A 19,007-nucleotide genomic window follows, 5' to 3' on the forward strand; every position below is an offset into this window, starting at 1 on the left:
CCGGCGGCCGGAGCGCGCCGGCCGCCGACGGGAGCCGGCAGGCCGATCGGCCGCGTTCAGACGCCCGGGGCGGCCTGCCCGTCGCGCACGAACGGATACTTGACGACGCGCACCGGCACCAGACGGCCGCGGATGTCGACCTGCACGCCGTCCTCGCCGGCAGCGGCCGGCACCCGCGCGAACGCGATCGACTTGCCGAGCGTCGGCGAGAACGTGCCGGACAGGATCTCGCCGTCGCCGGCCGGCGTGGCCACGCGCTGGCCGTGGCGCAGCACGCCCTTCTCGTCCATGACCAGGCCGATCAGCTTGCGCGGCGCGCCGGCGGCCTTCTGCGACTCGAGCACGGCGCGGCCGATGAAGTCGCGGCCTTCGTCGAGCGCGACGGTCCAGGCCAGCCCGGCCTCGTACGGCGAGACGCTCTCGTCCATGTCCTGGCCGTAGAGGTTCATGCCGGCTTCCAGGCGCAGCGTGTCGCGTGCGCCGAGACCGGCCGGACGCACGCCGGCGGCGTGCAGGCGATCCCACAGCGCCACCGCCTCGCCTTCCGGCACGATGATCTCGAAACCGTCCTCGCCGGTGTAGCCGGTGCGCGCGATGAACAGGCCGTCGCCCTCGCAGGCGGCGAACTTGCCGATCTTGCCGGCCCTGGCGCGGGCCTCCTCGGACAGCAGCTCGAGCACCTTGGCGCGCGCGTTCGGGCCCTGCACGGCGATCATCGCCAGATCGCGGCGCTCGCTCACGGCGACCTCGAACGCGGCGGCCTGCCGCTCGATCCAGGCCAGATCCTTGTCGCGCGTGGCGGCATTGACGACGACGCGGAACCATTGTTCGTCGAGGTAGTAGATGATCAGGTCGTCGATGACGCCGCCGCGCTCGTCGAGCATGCAGGTATAGAGCGCCTTGCCCGGCAGCTTGAGCTTGTCGACGCTGTTGGCGACCAGATGGCGCAGGAAGTCGCGCACGCGCGCGCCGCGCAGGTCCACGACGGTCATGTGCGAGACGTCGAACATGCCGGCGTCGCGACGCACCGCGTGATGTTCCTCGATCTGCGAGCCGTAGTTCAGCGGCATGTCCCAGCCGCCGAAATCGACCATCTTCGCGCCGAGCGCGCGATGGCTTGCGTTGAGGATCGTCTGCTGGGTCATCGCCGCGTCCGCCGAAAGGAGGCGCGCATTATCGGTGCGACGGCGGCTGCGGCCAAGGGCCTGCGCAGCGCGCCGGCCCGGACGCGTTACTTGAAGATGTCCTTGTTCTTGGCGTAGCCGATCGCCTGCTGGCGCGTGACCAGGCCGCGCCGCACCAGATCCTGCAGGCACTGGTCGAGCGTCTGCATGCCGTGCTGCTGGCCGGTCTGGATCGCCGAGTACATCTGGGCGACCTTGTCCTCGCGGATCAGGTTGCGGATCGCCGGGATGCCGACCATGATCTCGTGCGCCGCGATGCGGCCGCCGCCGACCTTCTTGAGCAGGCTCTGCGAGATCACCGCGCGCAGGCTCTCCGACAGCATCGAGCGCACCATCGGCTTCTCGCCGGCCGGGAACACGTCGATGATGCGGTCGATCGTCTTGGCCGCCGAGCTGGTATGCAGCGTCGCGAACACCAGGTGGCCGGTCTCGGCCGCGGTCAGCGCCAGCCGGATCGTCTCCAAGTCGCGCAGCTCGCCGACCAGGATGTAGTCCGGATCCTCGCGCAGCGCCGAGCGCAGCGCCTCGTTGAAGCCGTGCGTGTCGCGGTGCACCTCGCGCTGGTTGATCAGGCACTTCTGCGAGGTATGCACGAACTCGATCGGATCCTCGACGCTGAGGATGTGCGCGTACTCGTTCTTGTTGACGTGGTCGACCATCGCCGCCAGCGTCGTCGACTTGCCCGAGCCGGTCGGCCCGGTCACCAGGATCAGGCCCTGCGGCTGCTCGATCAGCTCCTTGAACACCTTCGGACAGCCCAGGTCCTCCAGCGTCAGCACCTCCGACGGAATCGTCCGGAACACCGCGCCCGCACCGCGGTTCTGGTTGAACGCGTTGACGCGAAAGCGCGCCAGGCCGGGGATCTCGAACGAGAAGTCGACCTCGAGGAACTCCTCGTAGTCACGGCGCTGCTTGTCGGACATGATGTCGTAGATCAGTCCGTGGATCTGCTTGTGGTCGAGCGACGGGATGTTGATCCGGCGCACGTCGCCGTCGACGCGGATCATCGGCGGCAGGCCCGCCGAGAGATGCAGGTCCGATGCCTTGTTCTTGACCGAGAATGCCAGCAGTTCCGCGATGTCCATCGAACACTCCCCGTTGCCGATGCGCGGCAGTATAGAGCCAGTCATGCGATTTGAACCGAGAAGTACGGCGCCCGGGCCGGGCATGCGCCGCACCGCCATCGAATGCCCGATCGGCGCCGCGAACGCCGGCCCTCGCGGTGTGCGGCGATGAACGCGGCGGAGACGCCGTACGCCGCAGTCATGCACCGCATCGCAGGCGCGGCCGACGCCGCCGGCCGGCCCGGCGGCGTCGGCCTGCTCGCGGTCAGCAAGGGCCAGAGTGCGGCGGCGATCCGCGCGCTGGCCGCGGCCGGGCAGCGCGCGTTCGGCGAGAACTACGTGCAGGAGGCGCTGGCCAAGCAGGCCGGACTCGCCGACCTGCCGCTGACCTGGCATCTGATCGGCGCGCTGCAGTCGAACAAGTGCCGCGAGGCGGCGCGGCATTTCGACTGGCTGCACACGCTCGACCGCGCCAAGCTGATCGAGCCGCTGGCGCGATATCGCCCGGACGACCGGCCGCCGCTCAACGTGCTGATCCAGGTCGACATCGACGAGGAGGCCAGCAAGTCCGGCTGCCGGCCCGGCGAGATCGAAGGCCTTGCGGCCGCCGTCGCGCGGCAGCCGCGCCTGCGCCTGCGCGGTCTGATGGCGATCCCGGCGCCGTGGCCCGAGATCGAGCGGCGCCGCGAGGCGTTCGCGCGCATGCACGCGCTGTTCGATCGCCTGCGCACCGCATATGCCGGCGTCGACACGCTGTCGCTCGGCATGTCGGCCGACTTCGAGGAGGCGATCGCCGCCGGCTCCACCCTGGTCCGCATCGGCACGGCGCTGTTCGGCGCGCGCCGCTGAGCGCGGCGCCCGCTGCCGGCGGCGGACGACTTGCTATCCTTCACGCCTGACTCGTCGGCGGCGTTCCTGGCATGACCTCATCCCTCCCCGCGGTCGCCTTCATCGGCGGCGGCAACATGGCCTACAGCCTGATCGGCGCGCTGCGCCGCGGCGCGCTCGCCGCGACGATCGCGGTGGCCGAGCCGGACGACGCGCGCCGTGTGCTGCTGGCGAAGGACTTCGACGCGGCCGTCCATGCCGACGCGGCCGCGGCGGCGACCGGCGCCGACCTGATCGTGCTCGCGGTCAAGCCGCAGGTGCTGCGCACCGCCTGCGCGCAGGTGCAGGCGGCGCTCGGCGGGCGCCGTCCGCTGATCGTGTCGATCGCGGCCGGCGTGCGGATCGAGCAGATCGACGCCTGGCTCGGCGGCGGCTTCCCGATCGTGCGCGCGATGCCGAACACGCCGGCGATGATCGGCGCCGGGGCGACCGGCCTGATCGCCAACGCCGCGGTCGACGCGGATCAGCGCGCGCTGGCCGAGTCGCTGCTCGGCGCCGCCGGCCGTACCGCCTGGATCGCGCAGGAGTCGCTGATGGACGCGGTCACCGCGCTGTCGGGCTCGGGCCCGGCCTACTTCTTCCTGCTGGTCGAGGCGCTCGAGGATGCCGCGGTCGCGCAGGGCCTGCCGCGCGAGGTCGCCCGCGCGCTGGCCGCGCAGACTTGCCTCGGCGCCGGCCGCATGCTGGTCGAGGGCGATGCGTCGCCGGCCACGCAGCGCGAGAGAGTGACCTCGCCCGGCGGCACCACGCAGGCGGCGCTCGAGGCGTTCGCCGCCGGCGGTTTCCGCGATCTGGTCGCGTCCGCGGTCGAGGCCGCGGTCCGGCGCGGCCGCGCGCTGTCGTCGACCTCGCCCTGAACGGACACCCCCGATGAGCTACTTCGCCGATGCCGGCCAGATCCTGATCCGTTTCGTGTTCGGCGCGCTGATCACGCTGGTCGTGCTGCGCGTGCTGCTGCAGATGGTCCGCGCCAACTTCTACAACCCGATCTGCCAGTTCCTCTACAAGGCCACCAATCCGGTGCTGATGCCGCTGCGCCGCGTGGTGCCGTCGTGGCGCAACCTCGACGTCGCCGGCGTGCTGCTGGCTTGGCTGCTGAGCGCGATCCAGCTGGCGCTGCTGTTCGCGCTGGCCGGCGTCTCGCCGAAACTGACCGGGCTGGCGGTCATGGCGGTCGCCGACCTGATCGGCTTCGTGCTGCTGCTGTACATGGCGCTGATCATCGTGCGCATCCTGCTGAGCTTCTTCCCCGGCAATGCGCGCCATCCGATCGTGCCGCTGATCTACCAGCTGACCGATCCGCTGCTGCGGCCGCTGCAGCGCATCCTGCCCTCGTTCGGCGGGCTGGATTTCTCGCCGATGGTCGCCTGGCTGCTGATCACGCTGGCGCGCGTGCTGCTCGTGCAGCCGCTGCTCGACCTCGGCGCCGGCCTGGCACGCGGCGCATGAACGCCCGGCACCTCCTCTTCACCGCATCGCTCGTGCTCGGCGCCCCGATGGCCGCGCCCGCCTCCGCGCAGCAGCACGAGACGGCCGGCCACACGATCCTCTACAGCGTGCTGGCGACCGATCAGCTCAATGCCGAGGTCGCGCGCCGCTACGGCATCGAGCGCAGCGACCGGCGCGGCCTGCTGACCGTCATCGTGCGCCGCAAGGATGCCGCGGCCGGCGATCCGGCCGTCGCGGCGCGCATCGCCGGCACCGTGCAGTCCCTGCTCGGCGAGCCGCAGACGCTGCGTTTCCAGGAGGTGCGCGGCGAGGATGCGGTCGACTATCTCGCCACGTTCGCGCTGCGCCGGCCCGACACGCTGCGCTTCACGCTCGACGTCACGCCCGAAGGCGGCAAGGCCGAGACGATCCGCTTCCAGCGCGAGTTTCCGGCCGACTGAGATGGCGTCCTTCCGGGTCGCGGCTCAGTGCACCAGCACGGCCTCGATCAGACGGAACGCCAGAGCACGCCGATCGCCGGAGTCGCCGTCCGCAGCCGGCGTCCAGCTGCGGTCGCTGCGGATCCGCAGGTTCAGCGGCGTGTCGGCCCGCGCCCGCAGCGGCAGCCGCAAGATGGCGCGCGCACCGGGTCGCAGCGCATGCTCGGTCCGCTCCGCCCCGATGGCGATGTCCAGCTTCGCCGCGTCACCGATCTGCGGCGGCGTCCAGATCGTCAGCTCCAGCGACCTGGCCGCGCGCGTCGGCACCAGCGTGGCGTCCAGCGCGGGCCCGACCCAGCCGTCCGGCCACAGACCGCTGACGCCGTGCGGCTGCGTGGCGTATCCCTGCAGCGGCAGACGCTGCGCGCCGCGCGCCTCTTCGAGCGCGTGTTCGAGTGCCTGGATCTGAGCGCCGAACTGCCGCTCGCGGTCGTACAGATAGCGCAGCTGCGTGCGCAGCCGCGTGAAGCGCCGCCGGGCATCGCCGACGTCGGCGTCCTGCAGCACGTGGCCGGCCGTCCAGTTCCGCGGCATCGCCTCCGGCACGTAGATCGTGCCGTGCGGCGGCGCGGTCTGCTCGGGCGGGCGCTCGCGCGTGTACAGATAGATCGCGAACGACTTGCGCGACAGGCCGGCGGCCGATTCGGGCAGGTCGATCGCCGAGAAGCCGTGCCAGGAGTTCTCGGTCGTCTCGAACAGCGCGCAGGTATTGAAGGTCGGCGCGATGCGCACGCCGCGGTCGTCGGCGTCGTTCCACGGGTCGGCGTGCAGTGCCAGCTCGCCGCCCCAGGATGCTTCCCAGACCGGGTTGAGGTAGACGATCAGGTTGATGCGCCGGTGCCAGCGCGTGCGCGGGTGGTAGTTGAAGTCCACGTGCGCGTCCAGGCTCTGGCCGTGGCGGTTCTCGTGGGTGCCGCCGCCGACGTAGTCCGGATCGTAGAGCAGATCCGGAATGCCGGTGATCCGCGAGACCACGTCGAGGAAATCCCCGGTCTGCAGATAGGCGTCGAGCCTGCGATACGCCTCGGAGATGTCGCGCACGTCCATGCGCACCGCCTTGCCGCCGACCCGCCCCATCTCGTCGAGCGCATGGCGCGCCTCGAAGCCCGGGAAGTCGGCGAGCAGGCCTTCGCACAGCGCGCGGTCGAGGAAGTCCGGGATCACCACGTGGCGGAACGGCACGGCCGCGGCGAACGTGTCGGCCCAGTGCTGCAGCTGCATGCGCACCCCCGGGCCCAGGCAGGCCGACGCAGCGCGATCGGACGGTGCGGATGTGGCGAGATCGTGCGAAGTCATGAGCGGCATGTCGCGCAGGAGAGAAAGGGGCGTCCAGAGACAGGCGCGGCGCGGGGTCGGTTCCCTCAGCCGGCGCGGCGCGGGTGCGCATGCGCGGCCGCTGAGATCAGCCGGTGCAGCGCGTCCAGCCCGTCGAACAGCGCGGCCGGACCGGGCTGCAGGATGATCGGCGACTTGATCTCGTGGACCTGGCCGCTGGCGACTGCCGGGATCGCGGCCCAGCCCGGCCGTGCCGCAACCTGGGCCGGCCGGAAGCGCTTGCCGCACCACGAGCCGACGATCAGCTCCGGCGCACGTGCGATCACCTCGCCCGGATCGGCGAGGATGCGGTCGCGTGCCAGCGGCTTGGCGGCGCGCTCGGGAAACACGTCCTCGCCGCCGGCGATGCGGATCAGCTCGGCGACCCAGCGGATGCCGGTGATCGGCGGATCGTCCCATTCCTCGAAGTAGACGCGCGGCCGGTACGGCAGCCGCTCGCCGGCCCGGCGCACCGCGTCCAGATGCGCTTCGGCGCGCGCGGCCAGCGCCTCGGCCGCGGCCGCCGCGCCGACCAGCCCGCCGAACCGGCGGATGTAGTCGACGATGCCCTCGACGCTGCGGTGATTGCTGATCCAGACCTCGACCCCGGCGCGGATCAGCGCCTGTGCGATGTCGGCCTGGATGTCCGAGAAGCCGATCGCCAGATCGGGCTCCAGCGCGAGGATCGCGTCGATCTTCGCGCTGGTGAACGCCGAAACCTTCGGCTTCTCGCGCCGCGCCGCCGGTGGCCGCACGGTGAAGCCGGAGATGCCGACGATGCGGTCCTGCTCGCCGATCGCGTAGAGGACTTCGGTCGGCTCCTCGGTCAGGCAGACGATGCGCCGCGGACCGGCCATCACGGATAGAGATTGCGCCGCGACCACTGTCCGTCGCCGCTGCGCTCGTACAGATCGCGGTCGTGCAGTCGGTATTCGGCGCCGAACCAGAATTCGATGCGATCGGGCGCCAGCACGTAGCCGCCCCAGTGCGGCGGACGCGGCACCTCGGCGCCGGAATAGCGGGCCTCGGCCTCCGCGTAGCGCGCCTCGAACGCCGCGCGATCGGGCAGGGTCTGCGACTGCCGCGAGGCCCAGGCGCCGATCTGACTGCCGCGCGGACGGCTCGCGAAGTAGGCGTCGGAATCGGCCTCCGGCAGCCGCTGCACGCGGCCTTCGACGCGCACCTGCACCTGCTCGCGCAGGCGCTTCCAGTGGAAGCACAGCGCCGCCTGCGGATGCGCCGCCAGCTGCTGCGCCTTGGCGCTCTCGTAGTTCGTGAAGAAGCGGAAGCCGGCGGCATCGACCGCCTTGAGCAGGACGATCCGCGCCGAGACGCGGCCGTCGCCATCGCAGGTGGCCAGCGTCATCGCGGTCGGCTCCGGTTCGCCGGCCTGCTCGGCCTGGGCGAGCAGGCCGGCGAAGCCGGCGATCGCCTGCTGATAGAGTGGATCGACGTCGTAGGGGCGTGTGGATTCGGTCATGGCGGCAGATGCTAACACCTGGAATGCGGGCTTCGTCGCGGCGCTGCTGGACCGGCTGCCGCGACCGCAGCGCGGCAGCACGGTGGTCGGACTGAGCGGTCTGCAGGGCAGCGGCAAGAGCACGCTGGCCGGCCAGCTCGCGGCCGCGTCACGCGCGCGCGGCGTCGAGACGCAGGTGCTCTCGCTGGACGACGTCTACTTCGGACGGCGCGAGCGCGGCCGTCTCGCCCGCCAGGTCCATCCGTTGCTGCGCACGCGCGGCGTGCCGGGTACGCACGACGTCGCGCTGCTGCTGGCGACACTGGCCACGCTGCGGCGCGCGAGTGCGGCGCGGCCGGCACGGCTGCCGCGCTTCGACAAGGGCACCGACACCCGGCTGCCGCCGTCGCGCTGGCGGCGCGTGACGCGCCGGCCGGCGCTGATCGTGATCGAGGGCTGGTGCCTCGGCGTGCCGCCCGAGCCGCCGGATGCACTGGCGGTACCGGTCAATGCGCTGGAACGCCGCGAGGATCGCGACGGGCGCTGGCGCCGCTACGTCAACGACCGCCTCGCCGGCGAGCACGCGCGGTTGAACGCGCGGCTCGATTACCTGGTGATGCTGCAGGCGCCGGACTGGCCGGTCGTCGCGCGCTGGCGCACCGAGCAGGAACAGGCGCTGCATCGGCGCGGCGCGCCGCAGGCGATGGACGGCCCGGCGCTGCGGCGCTTCCTGATGCACTACGAGCGGATCAGCCGGCACGCGCTGGCGGTGCTGCCGGCGCGTGCCGACTGTGTCGTCCCGCTCGATCGCCGACGCCGGCCCGGCCCGCCGCGCGTGCGCAGGTGACGGTGCCGCTCAGCTGCCGCGCTGCAGCGCGCGCTGGATCGTGTGGATGAAGCGCGACAGTTCGATCGGCTTGGTCAGGAACGTGCTCGCACCGGCCTTCAGCGCGGCGTCGTGGGCCTCGCGTGAGGCATTGGCCGATACCGTCACGATCGCGCCGCGATAGCCCTGCGCGCGCAGCCGGAACACCAGCGCATTGCCGGACGCGCCGGACAGGTGCACGTCCACCAGCAGCACGTCGGGTGGTTCGCGCAGGGCGGCAGCCTCGCCGGCGACGGCGTTGTCGTGGATCTCGACCTTGAAGCCGAGGTCGAGCAGCAGCGATTCGAGCAGATGCGCGACGTCCGGATCGTCGTCGACGACGATCGCCGTGCGCGCTCGCGTCCACAATTCAGTCCGATCCGGCGTCTCGGCGATCGCGTCGGCGCCGGTCGTCCTGACCTGCTGCGGCAGCTCGACGCGGAAACGACTGCCCTGCCCGGGCGCCGAGTCGAGCGTGATCCGGCCGCCCATCTGCTGGACCAGCCGGCGCACGATCGAGAGGCCGAGCCCGGCGCCCTTGCGTCCGCCCGGACCGCCGCGATTGAACGGCTCGAAGATCCGTTCGCGATACTCCGGCGGGATGCCCGGCCCGGTATCGGCGACGTCGATCGTCAGCTGTCCGTCGGCGAACGCGAGACCGACCGCGATGCGCCCGGCGATGGTGTAGCGCGCCGCGTTCGACAGCAGGTTGACCAGGATCTGGCGCACGCGCAATTCGTCGTAGACCGGCCGGTCCTCCTCGCGGACGCGGATGTCGAATATCAGCTCGAGCCGCTTGTCGTCGGCCAGCGGCCGGATCATCGCCTCCACGTCGCGCGCCAGCGCGATCAGGTCGATCTCGTCCGGATGCAGCAACGCCGCACCGCTGTCGCCGCGGCCGTACTCGAGCAGGTTCTCGGCCAGCGTGAACAGGTACGTCGCATTGCGCTGGATCGCGCGCAGCGCCGGTACCGCATCGGGATCGCGGCCGATCACGCGCTCGAGCAGGTGCAGATAGCCGAAGACCGAAGTCAGCGGCGTGCGGAACTCGTGGCTCAGCGTCGAGATCAGGGCCGACTTCAGCGCATTGGCCTCCTCCAGCTCGCCGCGCTCGCTCTCCAGGTCCGAGCGGATCCGCTTGAGCAGGCCGATCGCCTTGCTCTTCTCCTGTCCGGCCAGGGTTTCCTCGTTGGCGATCTGCTGCTGCGCCTGCTGGCGCGCGTGCTCGGCGCCGGCATCGAGCAGCAGGATGTGAAAGCCATCGCGGTCCGGCAGGCGATGCAGATGCGTGCTGCGTCCGCCCGGCAGCACGATGAACGGCAGCTCGCAGGGCTGGTCTTCGTCCATGCCGATGAACAGGTCGCGCAGCAGGTCCGCGCTGGCGGACGGATCGGCCTCGGCGCCGAACACGGCCGGCTCGCCGCTGCAGCCGAGAAAGCGGCCGTCGGACGCGTAGCTGAAGACGGTCGGATGCAGGCGCGCCAGCACCGTGTGCTGCAGATGGGCCAGCACCGGCGCCGGCAGCGCACTCACGCCGGCAGTTCCGCGGTCAGTGTCGCGAACGCGCGGGCGACGCCGTCGCCGCTGAGCGCGCTGGTCTCGAACACCGGCAGACTGTTGCGCAGCTCGGCCACGGTCAGGGGCTCGATCTCCCAATGCTCGATCAGGTCCAGCTTGTTGAGCATCAGCACGGCGGCCGCCTCGGGCACCACGGCGCGCGCCTGCATCAGCAGATCCAGCGCGGTGCGCAGCGTCGCGGCGCGGGTGCCGTCGGCGACCATCAGCAGGCCGCTGGCACCGCGCAGATAGCTGGCGGCCAGCGTGTCCACGCCGTTGCGGCCGGCCATGTCCCAGACCACCAGCTTGCAGTCGGTGCCGTCCGGCCGCGCGACCTCGCAGGTGTCGACCTTGACGCCGACCGTGGTCAGGTACTTCTCGGAAAACGTGCCGTGGACGTAGCGGGCGACCAGGCTGGTCTTGCCGACCCCGAAGTCGCCGAGCATGCAGATCTTGCGGGCAGTGGCACGAATCATGGGCGCGACGATAGCGCCATGTGGATGTACGCACTGCGCTCCAGTGGGCGATCCTGGAAATCCGGATCGGTATCGCCCGCCACGCGGATCAGGGCGGCCGGCACGCCGCGCTCGATCAGCGCCGAGCGCAACCAGGCGCCGCGCCCTTCGCGCAGGCCCGCGTTGGTGCGGTCGGCGCCGGTCGCGTCATTGCAGCCGACCGCGACCAGGGTGACCTCGACACCGGCCACCGCGGCACGCTGTTCGATGCCGCGCAGACGCTCGGCGAGGTCGTCGACGAACGCCTCCGAGGCCGGCACGGCCGCCACGCCGCGCTCGAACACACCTTTTATTTCAGGCAGTTGGCGGGACAGCTGCTCGAGTTCGGCGCGCGCGACATCGGCCGGAGTCGCCGCAGGCGCGACCTCCAGGCGCACCTCGCGCACGCCGGCGATCATCGGCGCGCGCAGGCGGGCCGTGTCCAGCCAGTCGCTCCCCGCCACGCCCTCGAGTCCGAGCACGCCGCCGCTGACGGTCAGCCGCACCGAGTCGGGCGGCGCCAGCAGCCGCCGCGCGCGGCGCAGCACGATCGCGTCGTCGGCCGACAGATACCCCTGCACGGCCAGCTGCGGTGCGCCGCCGGCCGCGCGCATCGCGGCGAGCAGCGGCTCGAGCGGCGCGGCGTCAGGATCGAGCAGGCCGTGCACGACGACGGCAGGCCGCCGCGTATCGTCCAGCCCGGTCAGGACGAAACCCGGATGCGCGCCCAGATGGGTGCGCAGCGCGTCCATCCGCGTCTCCCAGCTGCGGTCGCGCAGCAGGTGCCAGGCCAGCGCGGTGACCGCCGCCAGGATCACCAGCAGCAGCGGCCACCAGGCGGTACGGCGGCGCGGTTCGGCAGTGGCCGCGTCGCGCGTCAGCGCGGCCAGATCGAGCGCCTCGGCGCTGGCCGAGGCGACCAGCTCGCCGGACGCGCCGTCGGCATCGATCGCCGCATGGATGCGCTCGAGCCGTTCCTGCAGCCGCGCGTACAGCGCGCTGCCCGGCACGCCGCGGATGAAGCAGGCCAGGTTCGCGCGCGGGCCCTGGATCAGCCACAGCACGTGCTCGCCGACGCGCGCCGATTCGAGCGTGTCGCCGCCGTCGCGGCCGACCGAATCGCTGACGAAGTCGGCGATCGCGGTCAGCATGCCGGCGATCGCATCGGCGTCCAGCGCCGGCAGCTCCGGCGCCGAGGCGCGGTGCAGCACCAGGCCCGAGGCGCGCTCGATCAGGAACAGATGATCGACCTGCCAGGCCAGCGTGTGCTTGAGCACGACCTCGGCGTACGGCACGCCGCTGCGCCAGGCCTCCACGCGCCAGGCCAGGCCGCGCAGCGTGAAGCTGCTCTCCAGCGCCTGGTTGATGTCGGCGACCAGGCCGCGCATCGCCTCGCCGACGGCCTTGCGGATGGTCGGGCCGATGATCGGGAACAGGGCGTCGATGATCAGATGGCGGTTGCCGCGCACCGCGTTGCCGAGCGCGGAGGCGACCGGCGCGGCCATCGCGCGCGCGAAACGCTCGCGCTGCGCGCCGGACTGGACCGCCTCGAGCGCCTGCGGCAGGCGCTCGGCAAGACCGTGCTGGCGCGATTCGGCCACGTCCAGGCGCTGCGCGGCCGCCGCCAGCGCACGCCGATCCTCCTCGAGGAGGATCTGCCGCAGCCGATCCAGATCGTTCACGGCGGTGCCGCGCGCGGTTTACTTGGCGACCGGCAGGTCGAAATGGCCCTTGAGCCGCAGCGCGACCTCGGTCATCAGCGCGGCGAGGTCCTCGCGGCCGACCTTTTCGGCGCGCAGGTCGCCGCTGCTGCGCACCAGCGCGGCGTCGAGCTCGCCGGCGCGCCGCGCCAGCGCGGCTTCCAGTTCGGCCAGCGCGGCGCGCAGCCGTTCGTCGGTGGCGCCGAGCTCGTGCTGGAGCGCGTCGATGCCGGCGTTGATCTCGCTGCGCGCGGTCCGCGCGGCCTGCTGGACGCGCGACTCGAGGTCGTCCACCGCGCTGGTGCGGTCCTGGACTTCCTTGCGCAGCTGCTGGGCGAGCTTCTCGAACTGCTCGTCGAGGCGGCGCTCGAGGCGCTTGAGCTGCTCGTTCTGCATGTCCTGCAGGCGGGCCAGGTCGGTGGCGAGCCGCTGGTCGAGCTCGACGAAGCGGCGCTCGTAGTCGCGCATCTGCCCGCCGAACAGGATGTCGCGGATCTGATCGACGTTGCGGTCGGCTTCGGCTGGATTCTTGATGTCGGACATGACGCGATTCCCTGACTGGCCGGTGGTCGCCGTGGATTCCGTGCCGGACCGCGTACGGGCGGCGGCGTCCGGCTGGAGGACGCTGCGGGTGGCATCCCGCTCGCGTACACGCTTTCGCGCTGATCTGGCCATGCGGTTCACCCCTTGTCCTACGGACCCGGTGCGCGCAGGACCGGCCGCCCGCGCGCGGCGCCATCGTAGCGCGTCGGCGGGCCATTGAGCCACCTCATCCGCCAGGCCGCGATTTCCGCGGCCCGGCGGCGCAAGGCGCCCTCAGAGGATGTAGCGCGACAGGTCCTGATCCTCGACCAGGCCGGCGAGGTGGCGATCGACGTAGTCGGCGTCGATCACGTAGCGCTGGCCGCTCTTGTCGGCCGCCTCGAACGAGATGTCGTCGAGCAGCCGCTCGAGCACCGTGTGCAGGCGCCGCGCGCCGATGTTCTCGGTGCGCTCGTTGACCGCGAACGCGGTCTCGGCCAGCCGCGCGATGCCGCTGTCGGCGAATTCGACGCTGACGCCCTCGGTCGCCAGCAGCGCGGAGTACTGCTTGGTCAGCGCGTGATGCGGCTCGCCGAGGATGCGCCTGAAATCCTCGGCGGTCAGCGCCGAGAGCTCGACGCGGATCGGGAAGCGGCCCTGCAGTTCGGGAATCAGGTCCGAGGGCTTGGCCAGCGAGAACGCGCCCGAGGCGATGAACAGGATGTGGTCGGTGCGCACGATGCCGTACTTGGTCGACACCGCGGAGCCTTCCACCAGCGGCAGCAGGTCGCGCTGCACGCCTTCGCGCGAGACGCCGGCGCCGCTCCACTCGCCGCGCTGCGCGACCTTGTCGATCTCGTCGATGAAGACGATGCCGTTCTGCTCGCAGTTGGTGACCGCCTGCGTCTTGATCTCCTCGTCGTTGACGAGCTTGCCGGCTTCCTCCTCGACCAGCAGCGGCAGCGCGGCGCGCACGGTCAGCTTGCGCTTCTGGCTGCGCTGGCCGGCCAGCGACGAGAACATGCCGCGCAGCTGGTTGGTCATCTCCTCCATGCCGGGCGGCGCCATGATCTCGAGGCCGACGTTGAGCGCGACGTCGATCTCGATCTCGCGCTCGTCGAGCGCACCTTCGCGCAGCTGCTTGCGCAGCTTCTGGCGCGTGTCGGCGTCGCGCGTGTCGGCCTGTGCCGGCTCGTTCGCGAAGCCCACGCCCTGGCGCCGCGGCAGCAGCGCGTCGAGCACGCGGTCCTCGGCGCGGTCCTCGGCCTGCGAACGCACGCGCGCCTTGGCCTGCTCGCGCGCCATCTTGAACGCCGCATCGGCCAGGTCGCGCACGATCTGCTCGACGTCCTTGCCGACGTAGCCGACCTCGGTGAACTTGGTCGCCTCGACCTTGATGAACGGCGCGTTGGCCAGGCTCGCCAGGCGCCGCGCGATCTCGGTCTTGCCGACGCCGGTCGGGCCGATCATCAGGATGTTCTTCGGCGTGACCTCGTCGCGCAGCGGCGCGTCGAGCTGCATGCGCCGCCAGCGGTTGCGCAGCGCGATCGCGACGGCGCGCTTGGCCGCCTGCTGACCGATGATGTAGCGGTCCAGTTCGTTGACGATTTCGCGGGGGGTCAGTTCGGACATGGGCTCGGCGTGGTGAGCGAAGGGAGAGGACGGTCGGCGATCGGCGCGTACAGCGGCCCGATCACAGTTCCTCGACCGTCACGTTGTGATTGGTGTAGATGCAGATGTCGCCGGCAATCTTCAACGCCTGCTCGACGACGGCACGCGCGTCCAGGTCGGTGTTCTCGAGCAGGGCGCGCGCCGCGGCCTGCGCGTACGGGCCGCCGGAGCCGATCGCGATCAAGCCGTGCTCGGGCTCGACCACGTCGCCGTTGCCCGACAGCAGCAGCGACACGTCCTTGTCGGCGACCGCCAGCATCGCCTCCAGGCGGCCCAGGCGGCGATCGGTGCGCCAGTCCTTGGTCAGCTCGACCGCGGCGCGGGTCAGATTGCCGCCGAAACGCTCGAGCTTCTGCTCGAACAGCTCGAACAGCGTGAAGGCGTCGGCGGTGGCGCCGGCGAAGCCGGCCAGCACGTCGCCCTTGCCGAGCCGGCGGATCTTGCGGGCGTTGGCCTTCATGACGGTGTGGCCGAGCGTGACCTGGCCGTCGCCGCCGATGACGACGCGGCCGTTGCGGCGCACCGAGACGATGGTGGTGGCGTGGAAGGATTCCATCTGCGATCCGGGGACGAAGGGGAACGGCGGAGGTGGGGGGCCGCGCCGCGCTTTCCAAGTCGCGGCGCTACGGCGCCGGCATGCGGCGGCCACCCCGGCCGGTTCAGCCGCCGCGGCCTATCGTGCAGGTCCGTTCAGTCCCCGGAGCCCCTCATGCCTCTTCGACTCGTGACGCTCGCGGCCTGCATCGCGGCCGGCGTGCTGACCGGCTGCGATGCGCCGCCGCCGGCGACCTCGTCCACTGCGTCGACGCCGCCGACCCCTGTACCGGCCGCACCGGCTGCCACGGCCACGCCGGACGCCACCGCAACCGACGCCTGGATCGGCCAGTGGACCGGTCCCGAGGGCACCTTCCTGCGGATCGAGGGGACCGACGCCCCCGGCCGCTATACGATCACGATCCACGATCTCGACCAGGCGCGCCGCTATGAAGGACGCACCGATGGTCAGCTGATTCGCTTCGACCGCGACGGCATCGACGGAAGCGAGGCGACGATCCGCGCCGGCGACGGCGACGCCACCGGCATGAAGTGGCTCGCCGGCAAGCGCGACTGCCTGGTGATCGCAATCGGCGAGGGCTACTGTCGCGACTGACTGGCGATACGCATCCCCGCCCCCCGTTCCGCCGTTGCTGGCTTAGCTCTTGCTGCTAGCTCTTGCTGCTAGCTCTTGCTGTTGGCTGTTGGTGCGCCTAAAGCGAGCCGAGCATCGGAGGTCGGCCAGGCCGAAGAGCTGCCCCGTGTCTGAGCGCAGCGAGTTGGGGCAGCGTGCCTGGGCGACCGAGAAGCGCAGGGCACCGGCGCGGCGCAGCCGCGTCGGCGCGGGCGGTTTTGGTGACTTTTTCCAAGAAAGAATGTCCGGGAGAACATTCTTGACGTCGCGATAGCGACGGCCCGGAGGGCGGACGCCAGGGATGGCGGTCCGCAAAAAAGTCACCCGCTCGCAGAGCGAGCGGAAGCTCTTGACCTTGATCTTCCGATCTTGATCTTCCAACTGATGCCTGGACTCGAGGCAACAAAGTCGAAGGCGAAATCCAAAGCTGCCGGGCGCCCGGCACTGCCGCAACCCACCCGTCAACCGCCCCCGCGCCGGCGCGCGCGCGGATGCGCCGCGTCGTAGACCTTGGCCAGGTGCTGGAAGTCCAGGTGCGTGTAGATCTGCGTCGTGCCGATGTCAGCATGGCCGAGCAGCTCCTGCACCGCGCGCAGGTCGCCGGAGGATTCGAGCAGATGGCTCGCGCACGAGTGCCGCAGCAGATGCGGATAGACGCGCTTCCAGATGCCCTGCTCCTTGGCGCGGCGGCGCACGCGGGCGCGCGCGGCATCGGTCGACAGCGGCCGGCCGCCGCGGCCGCGGAAGATCGTCGCCTCGTGCGCCGGCGTCTCCTGCGCATGCAGGGCGCGCAAGGCCTCCAGCGCATGACGGCCGACCGGCACGATGCGCGTCTTGGAGCCCTTGCCGAGCACGGTCAGCTGCGCCTCGGCGAAATCGAGGTCGCGCCAGCGCACCGAGACCAGCTCGGCCACGCGCAGGCCGCTCGAGTACAGCAGCTCCAGCATCGCGCGATCGTGCACGGCCTCCGGCGAATCGGGCGGCACGCTCACCAGCGCGCCCATCTCGTCAGCGTCGAGCACCTGCGGCAGCTTGCGGCGGAACTTCGGCAGGCGCACGCCGATCGCCGGATTGACCGCGACCTCGCCCTCGCGCGCGAGGTAGCGGAAAAAGCTGCGGCAGGCCGACACCAGGATGCGCAGGCTGCCCGGCGAGCGGCCGCGCCGGTGCTCGGCGGCGACCAGGCTGCGGATCAGCGCGGTGTCGCAGTCGGTCCAACGGCTGGATCCGGCCGCTTCCATGCGCGCCTGCAGCCGGGCCAGCTCGTCGCGGTAGTTGTCGATCGTGCCGGCCGCGTAGCGGCGCTCGACGCGCAGATAGTCGAGGAAGCCCTCGACGCGTCGGGCCAGCGGCGCGCTCATCTCACGGCGTCTTCGGGAACCGTGCCAGCGACACGGCGACCGCTTCGGCGATCAGCTTCAGGAAGATCGTGCCCATCCCGGGATGGAAGCGGTTCGGATCGGCCGAGCCGATCGCCAGCAGGCCGGCGTCGCCGATCGGCAGCAGCGCCGCCGAGGCGATCTGCGGCGCCTGCTCGCCGAACAGCGCGTCGAGCTTGTCCTGCTGCAGGCGGCCGCACAGCGGCTCGGCGCGCTTGAAGAACTCGGCGAACGCCGGCATCGCGGCGGCGCCGCCCGGCTCGGTGATCAGCCATTCGACCGACGGCAGGTCGCGGGCGGCGCGGAACAGCACCAGACGCACGTGTTCGGAGTGGAAGTCCTCGGTCAGGCTGGCCGCGACGTGGCTGACGGTCTCGGCCGGCGTCGTCGCGCGCATCAGCGACAGCGTCAGCATGTGCACGCGCACGGTCAGCTGCTCGTTGTCGTGCGCGATCTCGACCAGCTCGTGCAGGCGGCGGTTCAGATCGCGGTTCTTCTCGCGCAGCACCTCGAGCTGGTAGCTCGCCAGCGAGGCCGCGTCGCCGTGTTCGCGCGGCAGCCGCAGCGCCAGCGCGATGTCGGGAAACTCGGCCAGGAATTCCGGGTGGCGGCGCAGATAGCTGGCGACCTCCATCGCGGCCAGACCGTCCTTGACGCTGAGTTCAGACATGGCGTGTTCCTCGTCGTTTGCGGCAGGGTAACCGAAGCGGGCGGCCGCGATGCAGCGCGATCGCGAGTGTCCCGACGTCGGCCGGCTCGCGCACCGCGGCGATCAGAGCGCCAGCGCGCCGTCGAACACGAACGCGGCCGGCCCGGTCATCCACAGCGTCGCGCCGGGGCCGGACCAGTCGATGTCCAGGTCGCCGCCCGGCAGCGACACGCGCACGGCCGCGCCGACGCGGCCGCGCCGGTGCAGCACGGCGACGGCCGCGCAGGCGCCCGAGCCGCAGGCCAGCGTCTCGCCGGCGCCGCGCTCCCAGACGCGCAGCGCGATCGCGTCGCGGCCGCGCACCTCGGCGAAACCGACGTTGCAATCGCGCGGGAACGCCACATCGCGCGCCAGACGCGGGCCGATCGTCGCGACCGCCGCCGCGGCGGCGTCGGCCACCTCGATCACCGCGTGCGGATTGCCGATCGACACCGCGCCGAACTCGACGCGCGTGCCGTCGAGGTTCAGCGCGTAGACATCGGACTCGGCCGCCATCGCCAGCGGGATCGCCGCCGGCGCGAAGCGCGGCTCGCCCATGTCGACGCGGATGCGACCGTCGCCGAGCCGCTCGACCGCGACCGGGCCGGCCGGCCCCTGCAGGCGCAGCGGCCCCGGCGGCAGCGCACCTGCGCGATGCAGCCAGGCGGCCACGCAGCGCACGCCGTTGCCGCATTGCAAGGCCGGACTGCCATCGCCGTTCCAGATGCCGTACGCGAACGCGCAGTCCGGATCGCGGGCCGGCTCGATCGTCAGCAGCTGGTCGAAACCGACGCCGCGATGGCGATCGCCGAGCCGGGCGATGCCGGCCGCATCGAGCGGCAGCGGCGTGGCGCGGCAGTCGACGACGACGAAATCGTTGCCGATCCCGTGCATCTTCGTGAACGCCAGCGACCGCGGCACGGCGCTCGCGGCCGGCGCGGCGGCCACCGCGTTCACGGCGTCGCCGCGGCCGGCGTCTGACCGGGACGGACCAGATCGCCCTTGTTGCCGCAGGCGACGAGACCCAGCAGCACGATCGCCAACCAGACCGGGACGAGCAGGCGCGACTTGCGCATGGAACGGACCTTGCGAGCGGGAGGACCGGCGCAGTATAGCGGCGGGCCGA

The 19,007-nt window shown here is 71.5% G+C and carries 21 protein-coding genes; 6 read left to right on the forward strand and 15 right to left on the reverse strand.

Going from position 1 to position 19,007, the window contains the following annotated elements; all coding sequences use genetic code 11:
• Positions 1 to 56: 56 nt before the first annotated feature.
• The gene (gcvT, locus tag VMR06_RS17985) at positions 57 to 1,145 is read right to left on the reverse strand and encodes a glycine cleavage system aminomethyltransferase GcvT (protein WP_325378961.1); all 1,089 of its coding nucleotides are present in this window, start codon (positions 1,143 to 1,145) and stop codon (positions 57 to 59) included.
• Between the two features lie 86 nt (positions 1,146 to 1,231).
• Entirely contained in the window at positions 1,232 to 2,269 is a 1,038-nt protein-coding gene (locus tag VMR06_RS17990) for a type IV pilus twitching motility protein PilT (RefSeq protein WP_325378963.1), read from the reverse strand.
• 147 nt (positions 2,270 to 2,416) lie between these two features.
• On the opposite strand from VMR06_RS17990, the gene VMR06_RS17995 reads away from it, so the two are divergent.
• The 4 genes from VMR06_RS17995 to VMR06_RS18010 all read left to right on the forward strand — a co-directional run bounded on the left by VMR06_RS17995 (position 2,417) and on the right by VMR06_RS18010 (position 5,025).
• The gene (locus tag VMR06_RS17995; protein ID WP_414648170.1) at positions 2,417 to 3,097 is read left to right on the forward strand and encodes a YggS family pyridoxal phosphate-dependent enzyme; all 681 of its coding nucleotides are present in this window, start codon (positions 2,417 to 2,419) and stop codon (positions 3,095 to 3,097) included.
• A 71-nt stretch (positions 3,098 to 3,168) separates the two neighbouring features.
• On the forward strand, positions 3,169 to 3,993 hold the full coding sequence (gene proC / locus VMR06_RS18000; RefSeq protein ID WP_325378965.1) for a pyrroline-5-carboxylate reductase: 825 nt from the start codon (positions 3,169 to 3,171) through the stop codon (positions 3,991 to 3,993).
• A 13-nt stretch (positions 3,994 to 4,006) separates the two neighbouring features.
• Complete coding sequence (locus VMR06_RS18005; protein ID WP_325378967.1) at positions 4,007 to 4,585, forward strand: YggT family protein; 579 nt, start codon at positions 4,007 to 4,009, stop codon at positions 4,583 to 4,585.
• Between the two features lie 47 nt (positions 4,586 to 4,632).
• Positions 4,633 to 5,025, forward strand: a complete 393-nt coding sequence (locus VMR06_RS18010; protein WP_325378969.1) for a DUF4426 domain-containing protein — start codon at positions 4,633 to 4,635, stop codon at positions 5,023 to 5,025.
• A gap of 24 nt (positions 5,026 to 5,049) precedes the next feature.
• On the opposite strand, the gene VMR06_RS18015 is transcribed toward VMR06_RS18010, so the two are convergent.
• From VMR06_RS18015 to pdxH, 3 genes are all read right to left on the reverse strand, one after another.
• A complete protein-coding gene (locus VMR06_RS18015; RefSeq protein ID WP_325378971.1) occupies positions 5,050 to 6,360 on the reverse strand; it encodes a 2OG-Fe(II) oxygenase in 1,311 nt (436 codons plus the stop codon).
• Between the two features lie 65 nt (positions 6,361 to 6,425).
• On the reverse strand, positions 6,426 to 7,235 hold the full coding sequence (locus VMR06_RS18020; RefSeq protein ID WP_325378973.1) for an ABC transporter substrate-binding protein: 810 nt from the start codon (positions 7,233 to 7,235) through the stop codon (positions 6,426 to 6,428).
• The gene (gene pdxH / locus VMR06_RS18025; protein WP_325378975.1) at positions 7,235 to 7,858 is read right to left on the reverse strand and encodes a pyridoxamine 5'-phosphate oxidase; all 624 of its coding nucleotides are present in this window, start codon (positions 7,856 to 7,858) and stop codon (positions 7,235 to 7,237) included. Before pdxH ends, VMR06_RS18020 begins: the two co-directional genes overlap by 1 nt.
• On the opposite strand from pdxH, the gene VMR06_RS18030 reads away from it, so the two are divergent.
• Positions 7,857 to 8,684, forward strand: coding sequence for a kinase (locus VMR06_RS18030; protein WP_325378977.1), 828 nt, complete (start codon positions 7,857 to 7,859; stop codon positions 8,682 to 8,684). The genes pdxH and VMR06_RS18030 overlap by 2 nt on opposite strands.
• Positions 8,685 to 8,693: 9 nt before the next feature.
• Here VMR06_RS18030 and VMR06_RS18035 read toward each other — a convergent pair whose 3' ends face one another.
• From VMR06_RS18035 to hslV, 6 genes are all read right to left on the reverse strand, one after another.
• Positions 8,694 to 10,235 (reverse strand): hybrid sensor histidine kinase/response regulator, encoded by a 1,542-nt coding sequence (locus tag VMR06_RS18035; protein WP_325378979.1) that lies wholly within the window; start codon positions 10,233 to 10,235, stop codon positions 8,694 to 8,696.
• The gene (locus VMR06_RS18040) at positions 10,232 to 10,735 is read right to left on the reverse strand and encodes a Rab family GTPase (protein ID WP_325378981.1); all 504 of its coding nucleotides are present in this window, start codon (positions 10,733 to 10,735) and stop codon (positions 10,232 to 10,234) included. Before VMR06_RS18040 ends, VMR06_RS18035 begins: the two co-directional genes overlap by 4 nt.
• The gene (locus VMR06_RS18045; protein ID WP_325378983.1) at positions 10,732 to 12,435 is read right to left on the reverse strand and encodes a hypothetical protein; all 1,704 of its coding nucleotides are present in this window, start codon (positions 12,433 to 12,435) and stop codon (positions 10,732 to 10,734) included. Before VMR06_RS18045 ends, VMR06_RS18040 begins: the two co-directional genes overlap by 4 nt.
• A gap of 18 nt (positions 12,436 to 12,453) precedes the next feature.
• Positions 12,454 to 12,996, reverse strand: coding sequence for a hypothetical protein (locus tag VMR06_RS18050; RefSeq protein ID WP_325378985.1), 543 nt, complete (start codon positions 12,994 to 12,996; stop codon positions 12,454 to 12,456).
• A 273-nt stretch (positions 12,997 to 13,269) separates the two neighbouring features.
• Positions 13,270 to 14,607 carry an ATP-dependent protease ATPase subunit HslU gene (hslU, locus tag VMR06_RS18055; RefSeq protein WP_325378987.1) on the reverse strand — a complete coding sequence of 446 codons (1,338 nt, stop codon included), beginning with the start codon at positions 14,605 to 14,607 and terminating at the stop codon, positions 13,270 to 13,272.
• A gap of 61 nt (positions 14,608 to 14,668) precedes the next feature.
• Positions 14,669 to 15,202: an ATP-dependent protease subunit HslV gene (hslV, locus tag VMR06_RS18060; RefSeq protein WP_325378989.1), complete on the reverse strand. Its 534-nt coding sequence runs from the start codon at positions 15,200 to 15,202 to the stop codon at positions 14,669 to 14,671.
• A gap of 153 nt (positions 15,203 to 15,355) precedes the next feature.
• Here hslV and VMR06_RS18065 point away from each other — a divergent pair, with 153 nt between their 5' ends.
• Complete coding sequence (locus tag VMR06_RS18065) at positions 15,356 to 15,796, forward strand: hypothetical protein (RefSeq protein WP_325378991.1); 441 nt, start codon at positions 15,356 to 15,358, stop codon at positions 15,794 to 15,796.
• 479 nt (positions 15,797 to 16,275) lie between these two features.
• Here VMR06_RS18065 and VMR06_RS18070 read toward each other — a convergent pair whose 3' ends face one another.
• The 4 genes from VMR06_RS18070 to lptM form a co-directional block, all read right to left on the reverse strand.
• Positions 16,276 to 17,175 (reverse strand): tyrosine recombinase XerC, encoded by a 900-nt coding sequence (locus VMR06_RS18070; protein ID WP_325378993.1) that lies wholly within the window; start codon positions 17,173 to 17,175, stop codon positions 16,276 to 16,278.
• 1 nt (position 17,176) lies between these two features.
• Positions 17,177 to 17,863, reverse strand: a complete 687-nt coding sequence (locus VMR06_RS18075; protein WP_325378995.1) for a DUF484 family protein — start codon at positions 17,861 to 17,863, stop codon at positions 17,177 to 17,179.
• Between the two features lie 102 nt (positions 17,864 to 17,965).
• On the reverse strand, positions 17,966 to 18,775 hold the full coding sequence (dapF, locus tag VMR06_RS18080) for a diaminopimelate epimerase (protein WP_325379034.1): 810 nt from the start codon (positions 18,773 to 18,775) through the stop codon (positions 17,966 to 17,968).
• Positions 18,776 to 18,834: 59 nt separating this feature from the next.
• A complete protein-coding gene (gene lptM / locus VMR06_RS18085) occupies positions 18,835 to 18,957 on the reverse strand; it encodes an LPS translocon maturation chaperone LptM (RefSeq protein ID WP_325378997.1) in 123 nt (40 codons plus the stop codon).
• Between the last annotated feature and the right edge of the window lie 50 nt (positions 18,958 to 19,007).

This window comes from Dokdonella sp. (assembly GCF_035511235.1).
Taxonomy (GTDB): Bacteria; Pseudomonadota; Gammaproteobacteria; order Xanthomonadales; family Rhodanobacteraceae; genus Dokdonella.